The 21,552-nt window shown below is 37.7% G+C and carries 12 protein-coding genes; 11 read left to right on the forward strand and 1 reads right to left on the reverse strand.

The genetic code is table 11. The features are described from left to right. Positions 1 to 8: 8 nt before the first annotated feature. The 6 genes from MWU82_RS20800 (at position 9) to MWU82_RS20825 (ending at position 7,180) form a co-directional block, all read left to right on the forward strand. Positions 9 to 1,712 (forward strand): RagB/SusD family nutrient uptake outer membrane protein, encoded by a 1,704-nt coding sequence (locus MWU82_RS20800; protein ID WP_247097778.1) that lies wholly within the window; start codon positions 9 to 11, stop codon positions 1,710 to 1,712. A gap of 215 nt (positions 1,713 to 1,927) precedes the next feature. Continuing rightward, on the forward strand, positions 1,928 to 3,277 hold the full coding sequence (locus tag MWU82_RS20805; RefSeq protein ID WP_247097779.1) for a hypothetical protein: 1,350 nt from the start codon (positions 1,928 to 1,930) through the stop codon (positions 3,275 to 3,277). 45 nt (positions 3,278 to 3,322) lie between these two features. After that, complete coding sequence (locus MWU82_RS20810; protein ID WP_247097780.1) at positions 3,323 to 4,105, forward strand: SDR family oxidoreductase; 783 nt, start codon at positions 3,323 to 3,325, stop codon at positions 4,103 to 4,105. Between the two features lies 1 nt (position 4,106). Beyond that, positions 4,107 to 4,751 carry a cyclase family protein gene (locus MWU82_RS20815; RefSeq protein ID WP_247097781.1) on the forward strand — a complete coding sequence of 215 codons (645 nt, stop codon included), beginning with the start codon at positions 4,107 to 4,109 and terminating at the stop codon, positions 4,749 to 4,751. Between the two features lie 17 nt (positions 4,752 to 4,768). Continuing rightward, a complete protein-coding gene (locus MWU82_RS20820) occupies positions 4,769 to 5,815 on the forward strand; it encodes an Ldh family oxidoreductase (RefSeq protein ID WP_247097782.1) in 1,047 nt (348 codons plus the stop codon). Positions 5,816 to 5,842: 27 nt separating this feature from the next. After that, the gene (locus tag MWU82_RS20825) at positions 5,843 to 7,180 is read left to right on the forward strand and encodes a sugar porter family MFS transporter (RefSeq protein WP_247097783.1); all 1,338 of its coding nucleotides are present in this window, start codon (positions 5,843 to 5,845) and stop codon (positions 7,178 to 7,180) included. A 1,133-nt stretch (positions 7,181 to 8,313) separates the two neighbouring features. Here MWU82_RS20825 and MWU82_RS20830 read toward each other — a convergent pair. Continuing rightward, a complete protein-coding gene (locus tag MWU82_RS20830; RefSeq protein ID WP_247097784.1) occupies positions 8,314 to 8,907 on the reverse strand; it encodes a sigma-70 family RNA polymerase sigma factor in 594 nt (197 codons plus the stop codon). Between the two features lie 119 nt (positions 8,908 to 9,026). Between MWU82_RS20830 and MWU82_RS20835 the strand changes: the two genes are divergently transcribed. From MWU82_RS20835 to MWU82_RS20855, 5 genes are all read left to right on the forward strand, one after another. Next, complete coding sequence (locus tag MWU82_RS20835) at positions 9,027 to 10,175, forward strand: FecR domain-containing protein (RefSeq protein WP_247097785.1); 1,149 nt, start codon at positions 9,027 to 9,029, stop codon at positions 10,173 to 10,175. 154 nt (positions 10,176 to 10,329) lie between these two features. Next, a complete protein-coding gene (locus tag MWU82_RS20840; RefSeq protein WP_247097786.1) occupies positions 10,330 to 13,923 on the forward strand; it encodes a SusC/RagA family TonB-linked outer membrane protein in 3,594 nt (1,197 codons plus the stop codon). Positions 13,924 to 13,942: 19 nt separating this feature from the next. After that, positions 13,943 to 15,463, forward strand: a complete 1,521-nt coding sequence (locus MWU82_RS20845) for a SusD/RagB family nutrient-binding outer membrane lipoprotein (protein WP_247097787.1) — start codon at positions 13,943 to 13,945, stop codon at positions 15,461 to 15,463. Between the two features lie 34 nt (positions 15,464 to 15,497). Then, positions 15,498 to 17,054 (forward strand): Ig-like domain-containing protein, encoded by a 1,557-nt coding sequence (locus tag MWU82_RS20850; protein ID WP_247097788.1) that lies wholly within the window; start codon positions 15,498 to 15,500, stop codon positions 17,052 to 17,054. 971 nt (positions 17,055 to 18,025) lie between these two features. Continuing rightward, on the forward strand, positions 18,026 to 21,091 hold the full coding sequence (locus MWU82_RS20855) for a DUF6797 domain-containing protein (protein ID WP_247097789.1): 3,066 nt from the start codon (positions 18,026 to 18,028) through the stop codon (positions 21,089 to 21,091). Positions 21,092 to 21,552: the final 461 nt, after the last annotated feature.

Here is a 21,552-nt window from a genome sequence, read left to right on the forward strand (position 1 = left end):
ATCTTAATATGAGAATGAAATATAATACTATGTTAATAGCCATTGCGTGCTTATTTACAATGAGTTGTGATGACGTATTGGACAAGGAAAATCTTACGGCAATTAATGCCAGTGATGTTTGGAATGACTTTGCTTTGGCAGAAGCCTATGTTAACGGATTTTATGGAGCATTAATGCCTGGTATGCCTGTTAGTTCTGGAATTTATACAGATGAAGCTGCAGGGCTTAATTATGCAGGCTTATTTTCGAACCCGTTTGGTTATGGAACTGCAGGCATCAATGATTACGATGATTGGCAATACGAGGTGATAAGATCAATTAATTTGATGTTACAAGAAATAGAATCTGGAACCTTATCCGAATCAGAAAAGAGCCAATTGAAAGGGCAAGGACATTTTTGGAGGGCTTGGGCCTATTTTCGAATGGTTAAGGCATATGGCGGCGTCCCATTGATATTAGATGTTCAAGGTTATGAAGATGTGGAGGCCATTCAACTTAAAAGAAGTCCTACATCTGAATGCATGGATCAAATCATTCAAGATCTTGATGCTTCATTTGATATGTTGCCCGAATCCTGGTCTGATGCAGACGCAGGAAGAATTGATAAATCTACTGCTCTTGCTTTTAAGGCACGAGTATTGTTGTTTTACGCAAGTCCCCAATTTAACCCAGAAAACATGGGGTCACGTTGGGAGAATGCCTATCAGGCTGCGAAGGAAGCCAAAGAGTTTTGTGAAAGTCAAGGAAAAGGTTTGTATGATGATTTTGCCGGTATTTGGAACGATGAATTAAATAAGGAAGTAATTATGGTAAATCGATTCAATTTTCCAGGGAGTACATATTATATTGGTTGCCCACGTCCTTTATTGTACTCTTTTAATTGTACAGGGCATGATCAACCTACCCTCGAATTGGTGGATAAGTTCCCTTTGGTTGATGGAACCCAATGGGATTCCACGGTGATGTCCCATGATACGTTACACCGCCATAGGTCCAAAAGATTTCATTCTACCATCGGCTATAATGGAGCGGCACCTTACTTAAAAGATATGTTTGATCAAAATTCCAACTTATGGACTTATAAAACAATTTCACAAGGAGCAATGGATGGGCCGCTTCCAACAAGTACAAGTTTTTATAGGGTAAAGGCAATGGATAGAGATGTTGTTTTGGATGGAGTCTATACAGCAGGGATGGATTGGCCAGAGATAAGATTTGCCGAAGTTTTAATGACCTATGGAGAAACTGCCAATGAAACAGATAAAGCAGAGGAGGCCTTACAAGTCCTTTACAAGATCAGAGAAAGGGCAGGTATCCTCCCGGGAAATGACAATAGATATGGAATTACTGCAAATACGAAAGAAGAAATACGATTAGCATTTGAAAATGAAAATCTAATTGAGTTTGCTCTTGAAAATAAAAGACTCGATCAACTTAGAAGATTACGAAAATGGGATGTTGTACTTAATGGACTACAAAAGCATGGATTAAAGATAAGTCAGAAAGAAGGAACCACGGGACCATCTGGGTTAGATAATGTAGATGATTATTTGGATGTCTTTAATGTGGAAGAGATAGAAGTAGGGACCCAGGAATTTAATGTTCTGCCTGAGTATTATTTTTATGCCATACCCAAAAGACATTTAGATCAAAATCCCAACTTGGAACAGACCAAGGGTTGGCCTTCTGGGACATTCGACCCATTATTGTAAATATAATCTAGATTCAAAAGGAGCAGGTCATTTATAACCTGCTCCTAATGTGGTTGATCTACAAGTTTGTAAATGTGTTCTTTTCAGTGGTGTTTATTAGAAAGAAATACTATTAACATGTTATATTTTATTTCTTACGGAGTAAACTTTTGATTTTGTCGTTGAGGAATTCCCTAGTAGAATTTTATAATCTAATTTTAACGTATAGGATAAATATGAAGAAAAATGTATTAATGTTTTTATCGTTTAGTATGTTGGCAGTGGTGCATGCACAATCTCAGAATACTTTAAAAAAGGACATTTTAAGTAATAAAGATTTTCAATTCTTGAAAACGCTTACCAAGGTTATCATGGATAGCTCTCGTATCTACCCCGGACAACAAATTGCGGACCAATGGGGAAATAACAATACCGGGGCGGTTTTGATAAAGCCAGGGGGAGGGGGAAGCTACCCCGCCTTTTGGATACGGGATTATGCCATGTCGTTGGAAACCGGATTCGTGAATAGGGACGAACAAAAACATATGCTGTTACTTACCGCATCCACGCAGGCAGATCAAACTTGGATTACAAAAAACGGCGCTATGATTCCGTTCGGGGCCATAGCAGATCATATCCGTATGGACAACAGTTTGCCCATTTACTTTCCCGGCACCTATAGCTATGAGGAACAAGGAACGGCTGAATGGGGAAAGACCCCACCATATGGAGATCAATTTTTCTTTGTACATATGGCTCATTACTATGTAGAGTCAACAAGTGAAATTTCTTTTTTAGAACAGGAAATAAATGGTATTCGTCTGATAGATCGATTGGAAATAGCCTTTAATGTGCCCCCTTCTAGTTTAGATAATCATATTGTGACAACAACTGATGACTTCAGAGGTGTAGATTTTGGTTTTAGGGATGCTCAGGCCATAACTGGTGACCTTTGCTATCCCTCCATATTAAAATATAGGGCATCCCTGCAATTATCGGAGCTGTTTGAAAAAATGAATAATAAAATAAAAGCGGATAAATATAGAATTATTGCCTATAAAATAAAAGAAGCCATACCTCCAGTTTTCATGGATGACAGGGGTATGTTAAAGGCTTCCAATGGCAAGGGTAGCCAGGCGGACGTTTGGTCCACCTCCCTGGCAATATATTTAAACATTTTGAGTAAGGGAGTCAGTGAGAAAACAAGTCGATTTTTAGCCAGAGAATACAATAACGGCCATTTGTCCTATAAAGGAAATATTAGACATATCCTTACTACCGATGATTTTGACAACTCTACAGCATGGGAGTTTTCCATGGCATCTAAGAATACCTATCAGAACGGGGCCTATTGGGGAACCCCAACGGGATGGGTGTGCGTTGCAATAGCTAAAACCGATATCGTAACGGCACAAAAACTGGCAAAGGAATTTATTGATGATCTAAGGGAGAATGATTTTAGAAAAGGATCCGGATTTGGAGCTCCCTATGAGTGTTTCCATCCGTCAGGTAATCTTCAAAACCCTATGTACATGACAACAGTAAGTTGTCCCTTAATTGCCTTCAGTTCCTTGTCCAATCCTTGAAAAAAACTTATAACATTATAAATTATAATAACCAATAAAGTATCTATGAGATTAGCAAATAAAAAGGTAATTATAACCGGTGCTGCAAATGGTATTGGTAAAGCTATTGCAAAGTGTTTTGCAAAGGAAGGTGCAATAATATCAATTTTAGATATTGATTATGTGAAGGCTTCCTTAGTCGCAGAAGAAATACTAAAAGATGGAGGTGCTGCTTATGCAGTACAATGCGACGTTGGGGATTCTCATCAAGTGGATATTGCTTTTAAAGGGGCCATCAAAAAAATGGGAGGACTTAATGTTTTAGTCAATAATGCTGGAATTATTCGCCAATCCTTAATAGTGGACATGTTAGAAAAGGATTGGGATGCTATCATTAGAACGAACCTTAAAAGCGTGTTTTTGTGCACACAGAAGGCGTTGCAAGAAATGATTAGGGAAAATGATGGGGGAAGAATCATTGCGTTGTCTAGTATCCATGCACAATTAAGTGAACCTTCATGTAGCCATTACACCGCTTCAAAAGGTGGCATTGAAGCTTTTATAAGAACGGTAGCCTCAGAAGTTGCACCGTATAAAATTACGGCCAATTTTATACGACCCGGTGCAACATATACCGAATTGACAACACCAATGTACACCGACTCGGTAAAGAAATCCCTATATGAAAGAATCCCTCTTCGCGAAATTGCCCATGCCGACTGGGTTGCCAATGCTGCCTTATTTTTAGCCAGTAATGAATCCGGTTATATGACCGGTCAAGATATTACCGTTGATGGAGGATATTTAATGAATGGGTCTTTGCCTGGGGCTAAATATTGGCAAGAATAACATGGGGGTATATATAGATATTAGTATTCCGTCATCATCTTCGATTACTGTTTTTCCTGGGGATCCAAGCCCACAATTAACATGGCCGTTTTGGAGTCATGAGAAAGGGAATCCCGCCAATGTTGGGTTCTATAATGGGGGTCTTCACCACGGTTCACATGTTGATGCGCCATGGCACTTTATCCCCGATGGCAAAAAATTACATGAAATTCCCTTGAATTATTGGATGGGTCCGGCCTATGTTTTGGATTTGACTCATCTAGATAAATGTATAGATGCCTCCTCACTGGATCTATGTAATATACCCAAAGATGCTAAAAGGTTATTGTTCAAAACTAAGAATAGTAATTCTGATTATTGGACAGAACCTTGGGATCCAAATTTCATCTATATTGAAGAGTCAGCGGCTAAATGGTGTACGTCAAATGGAATTATTCTGGTAGGGCTAGATTATCTTACTATAGATCCACCTTCTGAGCCAACATTTCCAGCCCATATAGAACTATTGGGAAATGAGATGGTTATTTTAGAAAATATCTGTTTGCGGAATATTTCTGCATCAAAATATGAATTGATTGCTCCACCAATAAATCTTATAGATGTTGACGGAGGTTGGTGTAGGCCTTTATTGGGTAAATTTTATTAATATCTCAAATGAAAAGTATGAAATATGTAAATTCTGAATCTTTTTCTAAATGGGGAAGAGCTTGTTTAATAAAAATGGGGCTATCGGATATAGATGCCGCAGTCGTTACGAATTGTTTGGTACAAACGAGCCTATGGGGCATCGATTCACATGGAATCGCACGTTTACCACATTATTTAAACCGAATCAATGCAGGCTCATTAAATCCTACTCCACAGTTGAAAATAGAAAATACGGGACCTTGTTCATCCAATATGGATGGTGATCATGGACTGGGCATTGTGGTAGTCGATGCAGCTACCAAGGAAGCAATTTCGCTGGCCAAAAAAAATGGGGTCGGAATCGTGGGAGTAAGGGAGTCTTCACATTGTGGTGCCATTGGAGTCTATGGAAGAATGATCGCAGAATCCGGGCTAATAGGAATAGTCTTTACACATTCCGATGCTTTTGTTGCGCCCCATGGCGGATTTCAGAAATTTATTGGAACAAACCCTATATGTATAAGTGTACCCAATAAGGATGGCCTACCATTATGTCTTGATATGGCTACTAGTGCTATTGCATGGAATAAGGTTATGAACGCGAGGTATGAAAACGGAAAAATCCCATTCGATGTTGCTTACACCATCGAGGGAAATCCTACCGATGACCCCAATTTGGTTGAGTGCCTAAAACCTATGGCCGAGCATAAAGGATATGCTTTGGCATTTATGATTGATCTCCTTTGTGGTCCTCTTAATGGAATGCCATGGGGGCCAAATATATCAGAAATGTACGGAGACCTATCAAAGAAAAGACATTTGGGATCTCTGGTCTTAGCAATTGATCCCTCTCGTTTCTTTGGCGGCGTCAATTTTCCGGAAGTCGTATCACTTATGGCAAAGGAGGCACGAAAACAGCCTACAAAAGATTCTAACATATCTATTGAGGTTCCGGGAGATGATCATTATAGAAATGAAAAAGAAAGAAAAAAAAATGGAATCCCTTTAGAGCTAGCTTTATGTAATCAAATCAAACAATGGAGCATTAAGTTAGGTATTAAACTTCCCAAAGAACTCATTTAACAAACCATATAATAGATACCAAACCAAATGTCAAAAACCAATTATGTTTATATAATCACTAGTATTGCTGCCATTGGAGGTATATTGTTCGGATATGATACCGCTGTAATTTCCGGCACTACCGAAGCATTGCAATCACACTTCAAACTGGATGACAAGACTTTGGGATGGATTGTATCCTGCGCATTAATTGGATGTATCCTCGGCGTGGCCGGGGCCGGATGGATTATAGATACGTTTGGGCGTAAAAAAGGAATGTTCTTTTCTGGATTTCTATTTACGATCTCGGCAATAGGTTGTGCCTTTCCAATAAACCTTGAGTTTCTAATAACGGCTAGATTGATCGGTGGTATCGGCGTTGGTGTCGCGTCTATGGCAACACCAATATATATTGCAGAAATAGCACCTCCCAACATTCGTGGCAAATTAGTCTCCATAAATCAAGTGGCTATTATAGTAGGAATGATATTAGCATATTCAGCTAATCATTATATTATAGTCTTAGGTGATGAAGTTTGGATGAATAATTTGGGGTGGAGATGGATGTTTGCGACGGAAACGGTACCTGCCGTTTTATACCTGGTATTACTATATTTTATAGTAGAGAGTCCAAGATGGCTGGCAAAAAACCAAAAATTGGAAAATGCAAAGTTGGTTCTCCAGAAAATAACAGATTCTGAGCTTGTAGAATCAACCTATTCCGCAATCCTGAAAAATTTAAAGGAAGAAGAAGGGAAAATAGGAGAATTGTTTCGGTCCAAAAAGCGGCGCATTACAATTATGGCAATAATACTTGCACTTTTTCAGGCAATTACGGGTATAAATGTCATTATGTATTATGCTCCCAGAATTTTTCTAACTGCCGGAATAGAAGTAGGGGATGCCTATGGCCACTCTATAGTTATTGGTTTTGTGATGTTGGTCTTTACCCTGGTTTCTTTGTTTTTGGTTGACAGGATAGGGAGAAGACCATTATTGTTGATTGCCTCTTTTGGAATGGGGATTTCCTTAGTTTTACTTGGCCTGGCTTTCCCATATGCAGAAGAGGGGGGGGCATTATTACTTTTCTATACATTAAGTTATGTATCCTTTTTCTCTTTAGGCATGGGTGGTATATATTGGGTAGTTGTATCCGAAATTTTCCCAAATCGTGTGAGGGGAAGGGCTATGACCATCTCGGTAATTTTTTTATGGGGCGGTAACTTTTTGGTAGCACAATTCTTTCCTCTTATGCTTTCGGTGCTTATGGAGCAGGTGTTTTTTGTTTTTGCCGTAAGTTGCATTATATGCTTTCTGTTTATTTACTTCACCGTTCCAGAATCAAAGGGACAGTCGTTGGAAGAAATTGAAAATAAGTTATTTTAAAATAACTTCATCTTCTGTTGGTTGGATAAACTTATAAATGAATTCCTTTTTTTAGAATGATAGAGAAATAACAAGTTAAGCCCATACTATGGTGTTATTATATCAATAAGAGTTTAAAGATGACCAGTGATATGAGAATTTTTAAATTTCTTCCTTTACAACAATATATAGATGGTTTCGGGAAACGGTCCCCAGTGATGGTCAATATTACGGAGGTTTTGCAGATTAGAGTGTTTCTTACGCAGTAATGTTGATTTTGAACTGCCGAATAGGAATAATCATAACTAGCCATATGCCAACTTATACAAAATAGGTTATTAGTGCTAATTGTTAAACCAGAGATATGAGGTTCCAATAATTAGAACTGCCTAATTTTCCAATATGTCAATAAAGTTCAAAGTGGAAACAATATTCATAATTGAGCATACAATAGAAAAAAGTACATATCCTGTACATGAGTCATTTTATTTGTACTTTTATAGTACTAAAGAACAGCAAATAATATCTTTAGAGTTCTAACTTGGTTTGTAGTGTACAAATAGGTGTGCAAAACGAAATGAAATTTTATAAACAACTGTAAAACAGTTTTTTGGGTGTAGGTAGTTAGGTCTGCCGCCCCGACCAAGAAAATCCGATCACGAAAGTGATCGGATTTTTTGTTTTCTAATTCGTAGTGCCGCTAGGCACTTAAGAGGAGTAAAACAAAAAATGGATTAAGAAAAATTTCAGGGTATTTGCCGTCATAAATCGGAACACTCCATACGTTGACCTTATTGGAAATACACCTCCTAAAAATTATTTCCCCTCAATATCGCCCACCACAAAAAGGATGGGGTGTATTAAGGTGGAAATAATCGACCAATAAAAAAATAATGAAAATTTATTTGGAAAATGCATAGAATACTTACCATAACTTAACTGTGCATGGATACTAATTCGATTTTATAAGATTCGGGTAGATAGACGTTAAATAAAATCGAATTAGGGCGCATAATGATTTTGATTCGCGGAAGGATTTAATGCAATAATTTTTGTTCATTATCCAGCAAAAAGAGTTAGTGAAGGCTTATGTGCTAAAAAAAAATACCTGTCCTTTATATTAACATAACTAATATTATAACGGAGATAGTTGATTATTTGGCCAATCTTTTCGTTTTCGATAGGAAGATTAGGAACATTATAAGGTCAAATCTGTTGCTTAGCTTTTTCCTCAGAATGCCAAAAGCCTTTGTGATTTGTGCTTCTACTGTTTTTATCGAAACATTTAAATATTCGGATATTTCAATATTGGTTAGGCCTTCTTTTTTACTCAAAACAAAGATTTGCTGGCATTTTGGAGGCAGGTTTTGTATCTCTTTGGTAATTTGGGCAATAATAACCTCAAAGGACTGGTCATTATGTATATGAACAGCCTTTTCCAGACTCTCAAAATACTTTTGTTCCAAAATCATAGTGGAACGATTTTTCTTGTAAAGGTTGATAAATTCGTTATAAACTGATTTAAATAAAAAGTTCTGTAGAGAGGAATGGATTCCTAATTTTTTTCTTTTTTCCCAAGTCTTTAGAAATACATTTTGAAGAATATCTTCAGCTTGCGCGTGGTCGTGGGTTAAACTCAGTGCATACCCAAATAGACGCCCGTTAAATTTATCTATTAAGAAAACAAAGGCCTTTTGATCACCTTTCTTCAAACGCTTTAAAAGAAAGGTATAATCTTCATTGTCCATATCATTAAAATTGATTATAAGTATTTTGAATGCTCAATTATTGCAAATATGAAAAAAAAATACATAAAAAGTTAGGGTATTGCAAATTTGCTATGTCATTACTTTAAAGATTGAATCTAATGTCGGAATCAGAGGAAGAAGAACTTATTGTTAAATATTTATCAAACAATGCAACGGCAAGAGAACTGAATATTTTGTCCGATTGGATTTTAGTTGAAGGTAATGCAAAAAAATTTGAGAAGTATATACAATTACATTTAGAGATAATGACCAGTATGAACGTACCGGACACGGATAAGATCAAAAATAATTTAATACGGAAAATTAAAAGAGATAAAATCCGTAAGAATTTTGTGGGGTTTATTAAATATGCCGCTATAGGCTTGTTAATTGTTTCTTTAGGCTATTATATCCAACATGAGCGAAGTTTAAGTAATAAGACCAATGTATTAATTCCTGAAGAGGAAGCTATTACCATTATTTTGAGCAATGGTAAAATGGAGACATTGAGCACTAATGACAATAGGGAAGTTCGGGATGCGGAGGGCGATTTAATTGTTGTTCAAAACAAAGCCAAACTGAGTTATCCTGCAAAACTTGGAAACCAAAAATTAATTTATAATACACTTAATGTGCCCTATGGTAAAAAGATTGATTTGGTCTTATCCGATGGCACCCATGTTTATTTAAACTCAGGAACTACTTTGCGTTATCCTGTGGCCTTTATCCAAGGTGCGAGCCGGAAGGTTTATTTAACGGGAGAAGCTTATTTTGATGTGACGGAAGACAAGGAGCATCCTTTTGTAGTGAATGTGAATGAAGTAGATATTAAAGTACTGGGGACAAAATTCAATGTATCCCACTATCCTGAGGATGATAACATCAATACGGTCCTAGTAGAAGGAGCGGTTGAAATGCAAATAGTTTCGGAAGGAATTTCCAATTTGGAATCTGTTTTATTGGCCCCAGGCCACAAAGCTGAATGGCACAGGACCAGTAATGAAATATCCCTTAGCAATGTAGATACTAGTCTTTATACGGCATGGTTAAGGGGTAAGTTGATTTTTCGAAACACCCCATTCAAACAAATTCGGGAAGCCTTACAGCGACATTATAATGTGGTTATACATAATACGAACTCCCAATTGGAGGAACAATTGTTCGATGCTACTTTCGACATAGAAACTATCGACCAAGTTTTAGAATCATTTAGTAAAAGTTGGACTATTGACTACACCATAGTTGACAATGAAATTATCATTAAATAGATCTTGAACCATTAAAACACGAAAAATATGAAATAAATCTCTTAATTAAACCTGCCACTTGGTCATTTTAACATAAAAATCGGAAAATGCGGACACATTTCCCGATTTAGCAAAATGATTTGAACGAATTTAAATCAATTAACAAAACAAAATTATGAAAAAACTCTTAAATATTAAGGGATATAGGCTATGCCTTTTTAAATTAAGTTTAAAAATGAAGCTCACGGTACTACTGACCATCGTTTCTTTATTTCAAATTCAAGCAAATTCTTATTCGCAAGGTAAAAAGATCTCATTGGATATTTCCAATGCACCTTTGGAAACAATTATCCAAGAAATAGAAGCAGCCTCTGAATTTAAATTTTTAATTAATCGGAATGATGTAGATCTCAATAGAAAGGTTACTATAAAGGTAGAGAATAAGAAGATATCAATTATTTTATCGGAACTTTTTCAAAACACTGAAGTTGATTATGAGATACTGAACAAGCAAATTATTTTACGTAGAAAGAAAATTAAAGTCATACCCTCTATCAGGGATCAAGGTTCCAACCTCCCTATAAAAACAGGACAATTTCAGGTATCAGGGGTTATTAACGATGAAGACGGTAATCCTTTGCCCGGTGCAAATATTCTGGAAAAAGGAACAATAAATGGTGTCCAATCCGATTTTGATGGAAAATTCACATTGACGGTCGGTAATTCCAATGCAGTATTATTAATTTCCTATGTTGGCTTTATTACCAAGGAGATTCCAATAAACGGTCAATTGGAATTTACAGTTATATTGTCAGAAAGTGCTTCAAGACTAGATGAAGTGGTTGTTACCGCTTTGGGAATTAGTCGAGAAAAGAAAGGATTGGGATATGCTGTACAGGAGTTAAAAGGAGATGATATAAATGAAGCCCGGGAGACGAATTTTGTCAACTCACTTTCTGGTAAAATAGCTGGGGTCAGTATATCTACCGCGGGTGGAGTTGGCGCAACATCCAGGATTGTTATAAGAGGGGAGAATTCGTTAAATTTTGGAGGAAATGATCCTTTATATGTGGTAGATGGAGTACCCACGGGTAATTCTGGAACTTCTAATTCTACAAGTGCCGACTATGGAAACAGCGCCGCAGAGATTAACCCAGCTGACATAGAATCCGTAACGGTTCTCAAAGGTGCTGCTGCCGCTGCTTTGTATGGTTCACGTGCTGCCAACGGAGTTATAGTAATTACAACAAAATCTGGTAAAAGAAACACAGGTCTTGGTGTCAGTGTAACAACAGGAACTACATTGGAAAGCTTGCTACGTTTTCCAAAATTCCAAAACCAATTCGGTCAAGGTCGTGATGGTAATTATGAAGGTTCTAACTTTGGTGCTAGTTTCTCTATTTATCCTGATGGTATCCGCGATGGATATGATGAAAGTTGGGGCCCTAGGTTAAATGTAGGTACATTGGAACGACAATTTCATTCTCCTACTTTAGGTGGGATGCGTGGTGGGGATGTGTCCAACCCCAATAGAGGGGAAGTTATACCAACTCCTTGGATAGCCTATCCCAATAATATGCGCGATTTTTTTCAGACTGGGACTACCTTTTTTAATAATGTTGCCATCTCAGGAGGAAACGATAAAGGAACGTTCAGACTTTCTTATACCGGTTTAGACCAAAAAGGTATCATCCCAAACAATGACCTAAAGCGAAATACAATCGCCATAAAAAGCACTTATAAACTTAGTGATAAATTTAACGTTGATGCGACTGTTAACTATACAAATTCGACTAGTACGAATAGGCCTGAGACCGGATACGATCGTACATCGATAATGTATATGTTCAATTGGTCTGTCCGAAATCTGGATATCAATTCACTACGTGATTACTGGCAAAGGGGCTTTGAGGGAACACGTCAATTTCAATATAATTACGGTGAAAACCATAATAACCCATTTTTTTATCAATACGAAAATACTAAAGGTCAGGATAAAAAGCGCATTTTTGGAAAAATAAGCCTTACATATGATTTTACGGATCATTTCTCTATTATGTTAAGAGGAGGTACCGATTATTTCAACGATTTCCGTCCCCAAAAATGGGCTGTTAGTACGGTTGGAGCGGAAAATGGAAGGTATCAAGAAATTTCCTTATTTAATGAAGAACGTAATTATGATTTTCTACTGACTTATAAAAATAAGATAGGCGAAGATTTTAACTACAACCTATCAGGGGGTGGCAATCAATTGAGGTTGGAAGGAAAGCACAGTGCGGTTTTGGCACCCGAGCTCTCAGAGCCAGGCTTCTACACCTTTGCAAATAGTGCTGCAAGCCTAATAGCAAATTCATGGAGCTTTAAAAAGAGCTTAAATAGTTTGTACGCATTTGCTTATTTGGATTATAAAAGCACCTATTTTTTGGATATTACGGCTAGGAACGATTGGTCCAGTACGCTTCCCACAGAAAACAACTCTTATTTTTATCCATCCCTTTCATTTAGTGCTTTATTAAACAACACCTTTACAATGCCTGATTGGGTGTCACTGGCTAAAATAAGACTAGGTGCCGCACAAGTAGGTAATGATACGGGAGTTGCCACTTTAATAGATGTGTACGCATTTCAGCAACCCTGGGGCAATCTCTTGACAATGGCCAGTGGTTCGAATTTGTCTAAATTTAACGTAAAGCCGGAAAGTATTACAACATACGAAATAGGCACTGACCTTAGGTTCTTCCAAGATCGATTGAATCTAGATTTTACGTATTATGATACACGGTCTAAAAATCATATAATGGGTATTCCTTTGCCAGCTTCTACAAGCTATAACTCACGGGTTATTAATGCTGGCGAAATTCAGAATAAGGGAATGGAAATTATGCTGAATGCCACTCCGATTATTAGCGAAGACGGTTTTCAATGGAAACTAACTCTAAACTGGTCTAAGAATGAAGGAAAGGTTAAGGAACTTGCACAAGGTATTACTTCTATTACCCAATCTGCACCAGGGGAAGATGCTTCTATACAGGCTAGAATAGGTGAAAGAATGGGTGCAATATGGGGCCCGGGATACCGTAGGGTCGAAAGTGGTCCATTAGAAGGAGAAATTATCATTGGTGCAAGTGGTATGGCACAAATTACAAGTGAAGACATTTATCTAGGCAATTTCAATCCGGATTGGATGGGCAGTATCAATAATTTATTTACCTATAAAAATGTAAGCCTGTCCGGACTTGTTGATATTAAGTGGGGAGGTGAGTTTATTTCAAGGTTTTATAACAAGGGTGTTGGCGCAGGCCAATTGATAGAAAGTTTAGAAGGCCGTAGCGCTAGGCCTGTGGGGCAAGAATATGATGACCCATATTTTATTCCGGGTGCTGCTCTCGTGGATGGAACTTATGTCCAGAACTCAACTAGTACTGATGGGACTTATAGCGAAGGTGTATACGGAACAGATGTCCGGAATTTTTTTAAAGGACAATTGGATCATATTAGTGAGGCCCAATTGATAGATGCAACCTACATAAAAGTGCGTGAGTTGAAATTGGGATATACATTTCCGAACGACATTTTCAATGGCTATTTTAAAGACGTAAGTGTATCCTTAGTTGGTAGGAATTTGTTTTTATGGACCCCTAAGAGCAATGTGCATTTTGATCCCGAGGTAGCTGTGGCAACCGGAGGAAATGGTTTAATCCCAGGGTTTGAGAACATGAGTCTTCCTTCTACAAAAAGTATAGGTTTCAATTTGAACTTGAAATTTTAACCACACTAAAAAATTAAATATGAAACATTTATATAAGAAATTTATTTTTGGTTTATGTGCCATGGTGTTCGTTGCGTCCTGTACCAAAGATTTTGTTGAAATAAATACAAATACGGATGCTACCGCCAATTTACCGGATCCCGGGCTGCTATTGCCAAATATTATCCGCACTACCGCCAATCGGAGTTGGGATAATTCATTTGATAGATTTGCGGTCGTCGCCGATCAAATAGCCAACCAATTCGCTAGTGCATCCGGAAATTGGACAAGGAGTGATGCAGATCGTTTTTTCTGGATCAATTACGACCAAATAAAAGAACTCGATAAATTGATTCTTGCCGCTGAAAATAAGGACTATAATAATTATAAGGGCATTGCCTTAGTGCTCCGCGCTTGGATATTTCAGGGAATTACCGATAATTTCGGGCCAATACCCTATAGTGAGGCAGGAAAAGCCGCCATTGACATCAATTTTCCCAAATATGATTCACAAGAATCTGTTTATAAAGGAATATTGGAAGAGCTTTCACTAGCCAATGAATTGCTAGGAACCACAGATGAATTAATAAATGGGGATATTCTTTATAATGGGGATGTAATGGGATGGAAAAAGTTTGCCAACAGCCTCAGTTTGAGAATCTTGATGAGACAATCAGATAGAGTGGATCCAAGTGCCAGCATGCAGAGAATAATAAGCAACCCTACTACTTTTCCTTTATTTACGGGAAATCACGATCAGGCCGCCCTTCAATACTTATCGGAAATTGGTAATGAACATCCTTCATTTCGGGGTAATGTGAGTGCATGGGCGTCTTCCTCTAGGCTTTCAACAACCATGGAAACAGTATTAAAGGGACTAAATGACCCCCGTTTAGCCGTTTTTGCAATGCCCACCCCGGCTACGGCAAATACAGGGTCACCTCAATATGGGGGAGTTCCCAATGGTATTCAGGATATAGAACAATGGAATGGGGGATCCACAAACCATTCACCGATTGGCCTTTTATGGGCTCCGAGGCAATTTGCGCCCGACCTTGCGTCAGAGAATGCAGCTCAAAGTATATTTATGTCCCATTCTGAAGTTCAGTTTATTCTAGCAGAGGCAAGGGAAAGAGGGTATATAACTAATGGCAGTGCCGAAGTTTATTATCAAAATGGTATTAGGGCGCAGTTTGAATATTATGCGTCTCGAATTCCAGATAATTTTATACTACCTATGGCTTCCCAGGTAATTCCTCCAGCTGAGTATTATATGCAAAACAATGTGGCATATACGGGGTCAACTGAAACCAAATTAAATAAAATATATGTTCAGAAATGGCTTTCATTGTTCCTGAATGGTGGGGAGGCATGGTCCCATTGGAGAAGGACAGGAGTACCTGAAATTGTGCCCGGCCCCACTAGCGAAGGGTTTATCCCGGTAAGATATGTATATCCAGCAGATGAACAACGCTTAAATGAAGAGAATTATAAGGAAGCCCTGACATTGCTAGGAGGTCCCGATAATCTTGCTACTAAGGTTTGGTGGGATGTTAATTAATCGAAATAAATAAAACAACTTTAAAAAATATATCATGAAGAAAATTGAGTTTAAACTTGTACAGGTCTATGTTGTCTCAGCATTACTAATGCTATTTACATTTTTAATGTCTTGTGATGATAATGCCCTTGAAGATAGTATGGATATAATTAACCCATATGTAATAAGCTATAATCCTGTTTCAGGTGTTGATGGTGTTGCCCTTAATAGTAATCTTGTGATCACTTTCGATGATATTGTTTATAAAGGCCAAGGAAATATAACCATAACAACGGATGTAGAAGAGGCCAAACAAGTTATAGATATTAATGATGCCTCGGTTACCTTAAGTAATGTGAATAGGGTATTGACCATAAATCCACAAGATTTCTTGGCAGGGAGAAATTACCAGGTAGTTTTGGATAAGGGTATTGTAGTCGATAGTGTGGGGAACGGATATTTTGGAATGCCGGACAATGAGATATGGACTTTCAAGTCTGGAGGTAACCCTGATGATTTGGATGGTCCCGAACTGGTTTCACAGATTCCAGCTAATGGCGACAATGAAGCATCTGTATTTGCCATGGAATTGACTTTCAATGAAGATGTAAAGACTTCTGCTGGTAGTTTCGTAATATATGATGCTGCTACGGATGATGCTGTACATACTATTGATGCGGAAGGGGAATTAATATTTGTGGAAGGAACAATGATTCGTGTAAAATACCCTATACCTTTAGATTTTGGCAAAAAGTATTACGTTCAATTTGAATCGGGCGTTATTAAGGATGTGGCCGGCAACTCATTTGGAGGAGTTTTGGATAATACCACTTATAACTTTACTACCGTAGCGGGAAGCGGTACTGAATTAACCGTTCATCTTCCTTTCGATTCTGACCTTCTAGATATTAGCGGAAATAAGTTTGATGCGGTATTAGGCCCCACTGCCAGTGCAAATGTTACCTTTGAAAATGACCCTACCAGAGGTCAAGTTGCAAGATTCAATGCAGGTTCTTATGCACAATTGCCAATACATCCATTATTAAAATCGAATTCAGCGGCTGATGACTTTAGTGTTAACTTTTGGATAAAAGTGGCTGGAACAGATTCAGACCCTGTAATTATCGGGAATAAGGACTGGGGTAGTGGAGGCAATCCTGGTTGGTTGTTATGTACCGACGACGGTCATGAATATGCTCCTGGCAATGGAACAGATCACGGGTGGATTGTAAATGTGGCAGATGATCCTAAAAATGATATTAGATTGGATTGGAGAGCTGCCAGTGCAGATCCACAGGCTCCTGCCTTATCAGATGATGAATGGCACATGGCAACAGTGGTGTTCGATAGGCAAAATGGTAAATTAACGGTATACATTGATGGCGTTGAGTATGGTAATACTGCTTTACTGGTTACCTTTAACCTCCATGCTTTACCTGGGGCGCTATATGATGTAACAAAAGAGTATCCTATAACCATTTGGGAAGATGCTACAGGCGTTTATAATGCAGGTGACCTTAGGAGAGCGGCAATGACGGGACTTATGGATGATCTTAGAATTTATAATAAAGCGCTGACACTATCAGAAATTAATGAATTGCTTAATGACTAAAGCTGATTTACTTAAAATAAGTTAGCCTAGATTATGGAATATACTTGAGTTGGTTGTTTGAATCTTGCGCCCTGCTAATGGTAGGGTGCTTGATTTAAAGCTAAAGAATGGCATTAATTAGCGTTCTCAATATTGGGATAATCGATTGTTTGGAACGAATTGTATTTAAGATATTTTTTGTCGACCATCGTTTTAATATATTCCGATTAGATTACCATCCTTTAAAAAGATTATGACAAATTCGATAGTTTGCGAATACCAGAAATTCAAGATATAGATTTTCATGATATATAAATGTAGTTTGTAAACTGAAATTTGATTGTATAACTTACTTCAGAAACAGAAAGCCGTTATTTTGCACTCTTGTTGTCTATTAAAAAAAATGAATTTTAATCATGGATTTTCTAAATCTAGACTTTTAACAGCATACTAATTTCTTGAAATATTTCTCACTAAGGAAGGTATATTTTTCGTGGATATAGCTGGCAGTCTCTACAATATTTTTAGAAATCATTGACTATTAAAATTGTGCTACGTGATAATTCTTTCTGCGTAAAAGGTGGTTTTGACACTTATATAAGGACAAGGATCTTTAGATTTAAGAATTTGTTTGATAAGATTCCTGTATTTGTTTTGTCTAATAACTTGTGAACGAACAATGTGTCAAGGTCGATAGCTATAGTTAGTTGTAAGATAGTTTGGAGCCAATCCTAAATGTCAATAGCATTTGCAAAAGATATACTGTTTGAATATAAATCATAGGTAATTAAAGTAGTGATATCTAAAACTTTAAAATGAAAATAATGAAGAGATCTTTTCAATTCAGTTTAACACTTTTAACTATTGTTTTATTTTTTTGTACAAAACCGTTATTGTCAATGTTTCCGATGCATTCTAATGATGTATTGAATTTTCTCCATATTACTAAAGGACCGAATTTGTGTCTAGAAGGTAGCAACCTTAATTTTCTGATGAATGAAGTTGAGATTGCCGGAATGAATTCAAATCAAAAACTTATTAATGGCAAAAAGAAATGGCAAAAAGATCTGATAAACGCTGGGAGAAATAGCCAAATAGTAGCCAAAGCCATTTTCGAAAATCAACAATCAGATAGTGTAATTATTGATCATGCCGAAATTATAAGAAATTTGGACGAAAGGTCTCTTAAGAAAGGTAGGGAATATTATAATCGGGCCTGTGTGGCATGTCATGGAAGCAATGGTAATTCATCACTTCCTTCTGCCCGTTCCTTTGGCCTGGATGAATTTAAATATGGATCAGATCCCTACAGTATTTGGAAGACCATTATTAACGGGGCTGGGCAAATGGGTGCCCAAAGATGGTTATCCCCCCAGGATGCCTATGCTGTTGTACAGTACATTCGTGAAGATCTTATCAAAGGCAAAAATACCCAGGCATATTTTAATATTACAGATGCATATTTAAAAAGTTTGCCAAGACCACAGATAGGCAAAGAGGAAATAGAAGATAAAGTAAAGAGAGAGGCTCTGTCTGGATCTCAGGAGTTTGGGCAATCATATTTCGAGAATCATATCGGAAATTATGGACAAGCCATTTATTCCCAGATAGGAAATAAAACAAACAGTGCATTGACAATTAAGCTAGCAGACAGCTTATTTATAAGTTACAATGTTCAGAGGCTGTCCACTTCGGTAGCTTGGAAAGGCATTTTGGATTTGAGTAAGACCAAATATCAAAAATATCGAGGAGAGGGGGAACCAACCATGGTAGGCCATGAACTTCTTGGGTTTAGTGATATGCATTGGAGCTTTAAAGACAGATACCATCAACTTGAAAATCTGGTTTCAGAGCGGAGTCCGTATCCGGCCAAATGGCTTAATTATCACGGGCATTATCAATTTGGAATGAAAACCATTCTTTCTTACTCTATTGTTGGACGTAAAATTCTAGAGATGCCGTCCGTGGAGTTTTTGGGTAACGAGCCAATAATACAACATACCTTTGCTATTGCTCCCGGGGATTCTTGGCGAAAGATTGTTCTCGGAAGGCTTTCGAAGAATGAAAATTTTGCTTTTAAAGAGGGAGTCTTTTCACTGGATAATTTAAATGCCCAAAATATGCTTCCGGAAGCTAAATGGATAAATCCGAAAAATAGCATAGTATTGATAGGGCAGGGGGACAAGGAATCTCAAAGCTTCATGGCCGTGGGAGTCCAAGGAGATATCGAGGGATTACGTTGGGATATAGATGGGAGTCAACAAGTTTCTTTGTTTATACCGAAATCTACCGAAAATCAACTGATTAAGGTACACCGATATAGTGCCAGTAATACTAAGGAGCTTGAGGAATTTGCAAAATTTATCGCAAAAGTTCAAAACCAACCGATATCCGATCCGACCGATTTCACCAAAGGCGGTGATCCGTTGTGGAATGCAACAATTACACTTACAGGGGCATTAGATGTGGGCATTCCACACTACGACCCTATACATTACAATAGCAATGATAAACTTGAGCCGGAAAATTTGGTTCAAATACCGGAGAACTATCCTTATGTGGTGGATAGGATACCCTTGCCTTTCAATAATCCATGGAATAGTTGGATTCGTCCATCGGGATTGGATTTTTTTAGCGATGGACGATTGGTAATGAGCACTTACTTGGGGGATGTGTGGATTGCGAATGGAATTGACCTTGGGCTAAAAAATGTAAAATGGCAACGTATTGCGACTGGACTTTATGACTCCTTTGGCGTAAAAGTAATCAAAGATGAAATTTATGTTACCTGTCGTGATAGGATTGTCAAACTCATAGACTTCAATGGGGATAGTGAAATCGATTTTTATGAAAGTTTCTTCGCTGACACTGATGTTTCCCCCGTTCCAGTTCAAGCTTTTAATTACTCTTTGCAAACGGATAGCAAGGGAAACTTACTTTATTCGAAGGGCGGTCAATATACACATGATGATGAACCAGGTCATCTAATCCAAGTAACTCCGGACGGTAAAGGGCAGCAATCCCTTGCTATCGGATTTCGTGCGCCCAATGGTGTAACGGTTGGGCCTAAAGATGAAATTTATGTCAGTGATAATCAAGGCAATTGGATGCCGGCAAACAAAATAAGTCTTATTAAGGATGGTGGATTTTATGGTTATATCCCAACTATTAAAGGATCGTTAACAAAACCAGGAAGAAGTGAATATAGCATGAAATCCTCCCTTGCATCACCAAACTATCCTGATGATATTTTGCCAGAAACATTTGATAAGCCAATAATTTGGTTACCACAAGAATTCGATAATTCTCCTGGGAATGGTGCTTGGACTCCAAAAGAGTGGGGGCCTTTGGGAAATCGTCTTATTCATACCAGTTTTGGCAAGGGATGGGTGTATCAAGTATTGACCCAAGAAATAGACGAGATTACCCAAGCTGCAGTTTCTGCCCTACCATTTCAATTTTCCGCTGGAACACAGCGTGCGCGGGTCAACCCATTGGATGGACAGTATTATGTGGCGGGAATTACGGGATGGGACGATTCTTTTGCTACCAAATATGGAAGTTTAGACCGCATCCGTTATACAGGTGGGGAAGGTTTTCTAATTGAAGCGTTGCACGTTAGGTCCAATGGTATCGAAATTATATTTAATCAAAAACTTGATTCTGATGTGGCTCAAGAGTTGGACAATTATGATATTAAGCAATGGAATTATCAATGGACTGAAAATTATGGATCAGCAAATTGGTCGGTAAAAAATCCCGACAAACAAGGTCAGGATACTGTAATAATAAAAGCTGTTGAAGTTTCTGGAAATGGTAAAAAGCTTCTGTTAAAGGTTTCTAAAGAAGACCTTAAACCTGTCGACCAGATGCGCATTGTATTATCATTGGTTTCGGAAGATGGTCAGCAATATCAGGATTCCTTATATCTTACCGTCCACAAAGTTCCAAATGAGGAGTATTGGTATAAGGGTCTTAATATTAAATTGATTTTAGGAATTCTTCTTTTTGGTGTAATTATCTTGATGGGGAGATACTTCTTAAGTAAATATTCGTGATTCTATTCTAATTAAGAGGTCTAATGTTGTAATATAATGGCTATATGGAATGTTAAGATAATTACAGAAAGTATTTTTATCTAAGTCTTCATAGAGTGGTCATAATTGTATGGTACTGAGTATAGTTATGGAATTATACTTGTTTAATTTTATTTGTACCTTTATAACACTAAAGAACAGCAAATGATATCTTTAGAGTTCTTATTTGGTTTTGAGTGTACAAATAGGTGTACAAAACGAAATAAAATTTTATAAATAACTGTAATACAGTGTTTTGGGTTCTGGTAGTTAGGTCTGCCACCCCGACCAAGAAAATCCGATCATGAAAGTGATCGGATTTTTTGTTTTTAACGGTATAGTGCCCTTGGCACTTAAACCGGGAAAAACAAAAAAGACGTACAGGCGTCAGCCTGTGTCGGATTATCTTGAGCACCGAACCCTAAACATGATCACCGAGCACA

The sequence above is a fragment of the Arenibacter sp. S6351L genome (assembly GCF_023016025.1).
In the GTDB taxonomy this organism is placed as follows: Bacteria; Bacteroidota; Bacteroidia; order Flavobacteriales; family Flavobacteriaceae; genus Arenibacter; species Arenibacter algicola_B.

Excerpts from the sequence above, each read along its gene's own strand:
- MWU82_RS20815 (WP_247097781.1), top strand. The coding sequence starts at position 4,107 with ATGGGGGTATATATAGATATTAGTATTCCGTCATCATCTTCGATTACT.
- MWU82_RS20835 (WP_247097785.1), top strand. The coding sequence starts at position 9,027 with ATGTCGGAATCAGAGGAAGAAGAACTTATTGTTAAATATTTATCAAAC.
- MWU82_RS20850 (WP_247097788.1), top strand. The coding sequence starts at position 15,498 with ATGAAGAAAATTGAGTTTAAACTTGTACAGGTCTATGTTGTCTCAGCA.
- MWU82_RS20820 (WP_247097782.1), top strand. The coding sequence starts at position 4,769 with ATGAAATATGTAAATTCTGAATCTTTTTCTAAATGGGGAAGAGCTTGT.
- MWU82_RS20805 (WP_247097779.1), top strand. The coding sequence starts at position 1,928 with ATGAAGAAAAATGTATTAATGTTTTTATCGTTTAGTATGTTGGCAGTG.
- MWU82_RS20840 (WP_247097786.1), top strand. The coding sequence starts at position 10,330 with ATGAAAAAACTCTTAAATATTAAGGGATATAGGCTATGCCTTTTTAAA.
- MWU82_RS20800 (WP_247097778.1), top strand. The coding sequence starts at position 9 with ATGAGAATGAAATATAATACTATGTTAATAGCCATTGCGTGCTTATTT.
- MWU82_RS20825 (WP_247097783.1), top strand. The coding sequence starts at position 5,843 with ATGTCAAAAACCAATTATGTTTATATAATCACTAGTATTGCTGCCATT.
- MWU82_RS20810 (WP_247097780.1), top strand. The coding sequence starts at position 3,323 with ATGAGATTAGCAAATAAAAAGGTAATTATAACCGGTGCTGCAAATGGT.
- MWU82_RS20855 (WP_247097789.1), top strand. The coding sequence starts at position 18,026 with ATGAATGAAGTTGAGATTGCCGGAATGAATTCAAATCAAAAACTTATT.
- MWU82_RS20830 (WP_247097784.1), bottom strand. The coding sequence starts at position 8,907 with ATGGACAATGAAGATTATACCTTTCTTTTAAAGCGTTTGAAGAAAGGT.
- MWU82_RS20845 (WP_247097787.1), top strand. The coding sequence starts at position 13,943 with ATGAAACATTTATATAAGAAATTTATTTTTGGTTTATGTGCCATGGTG.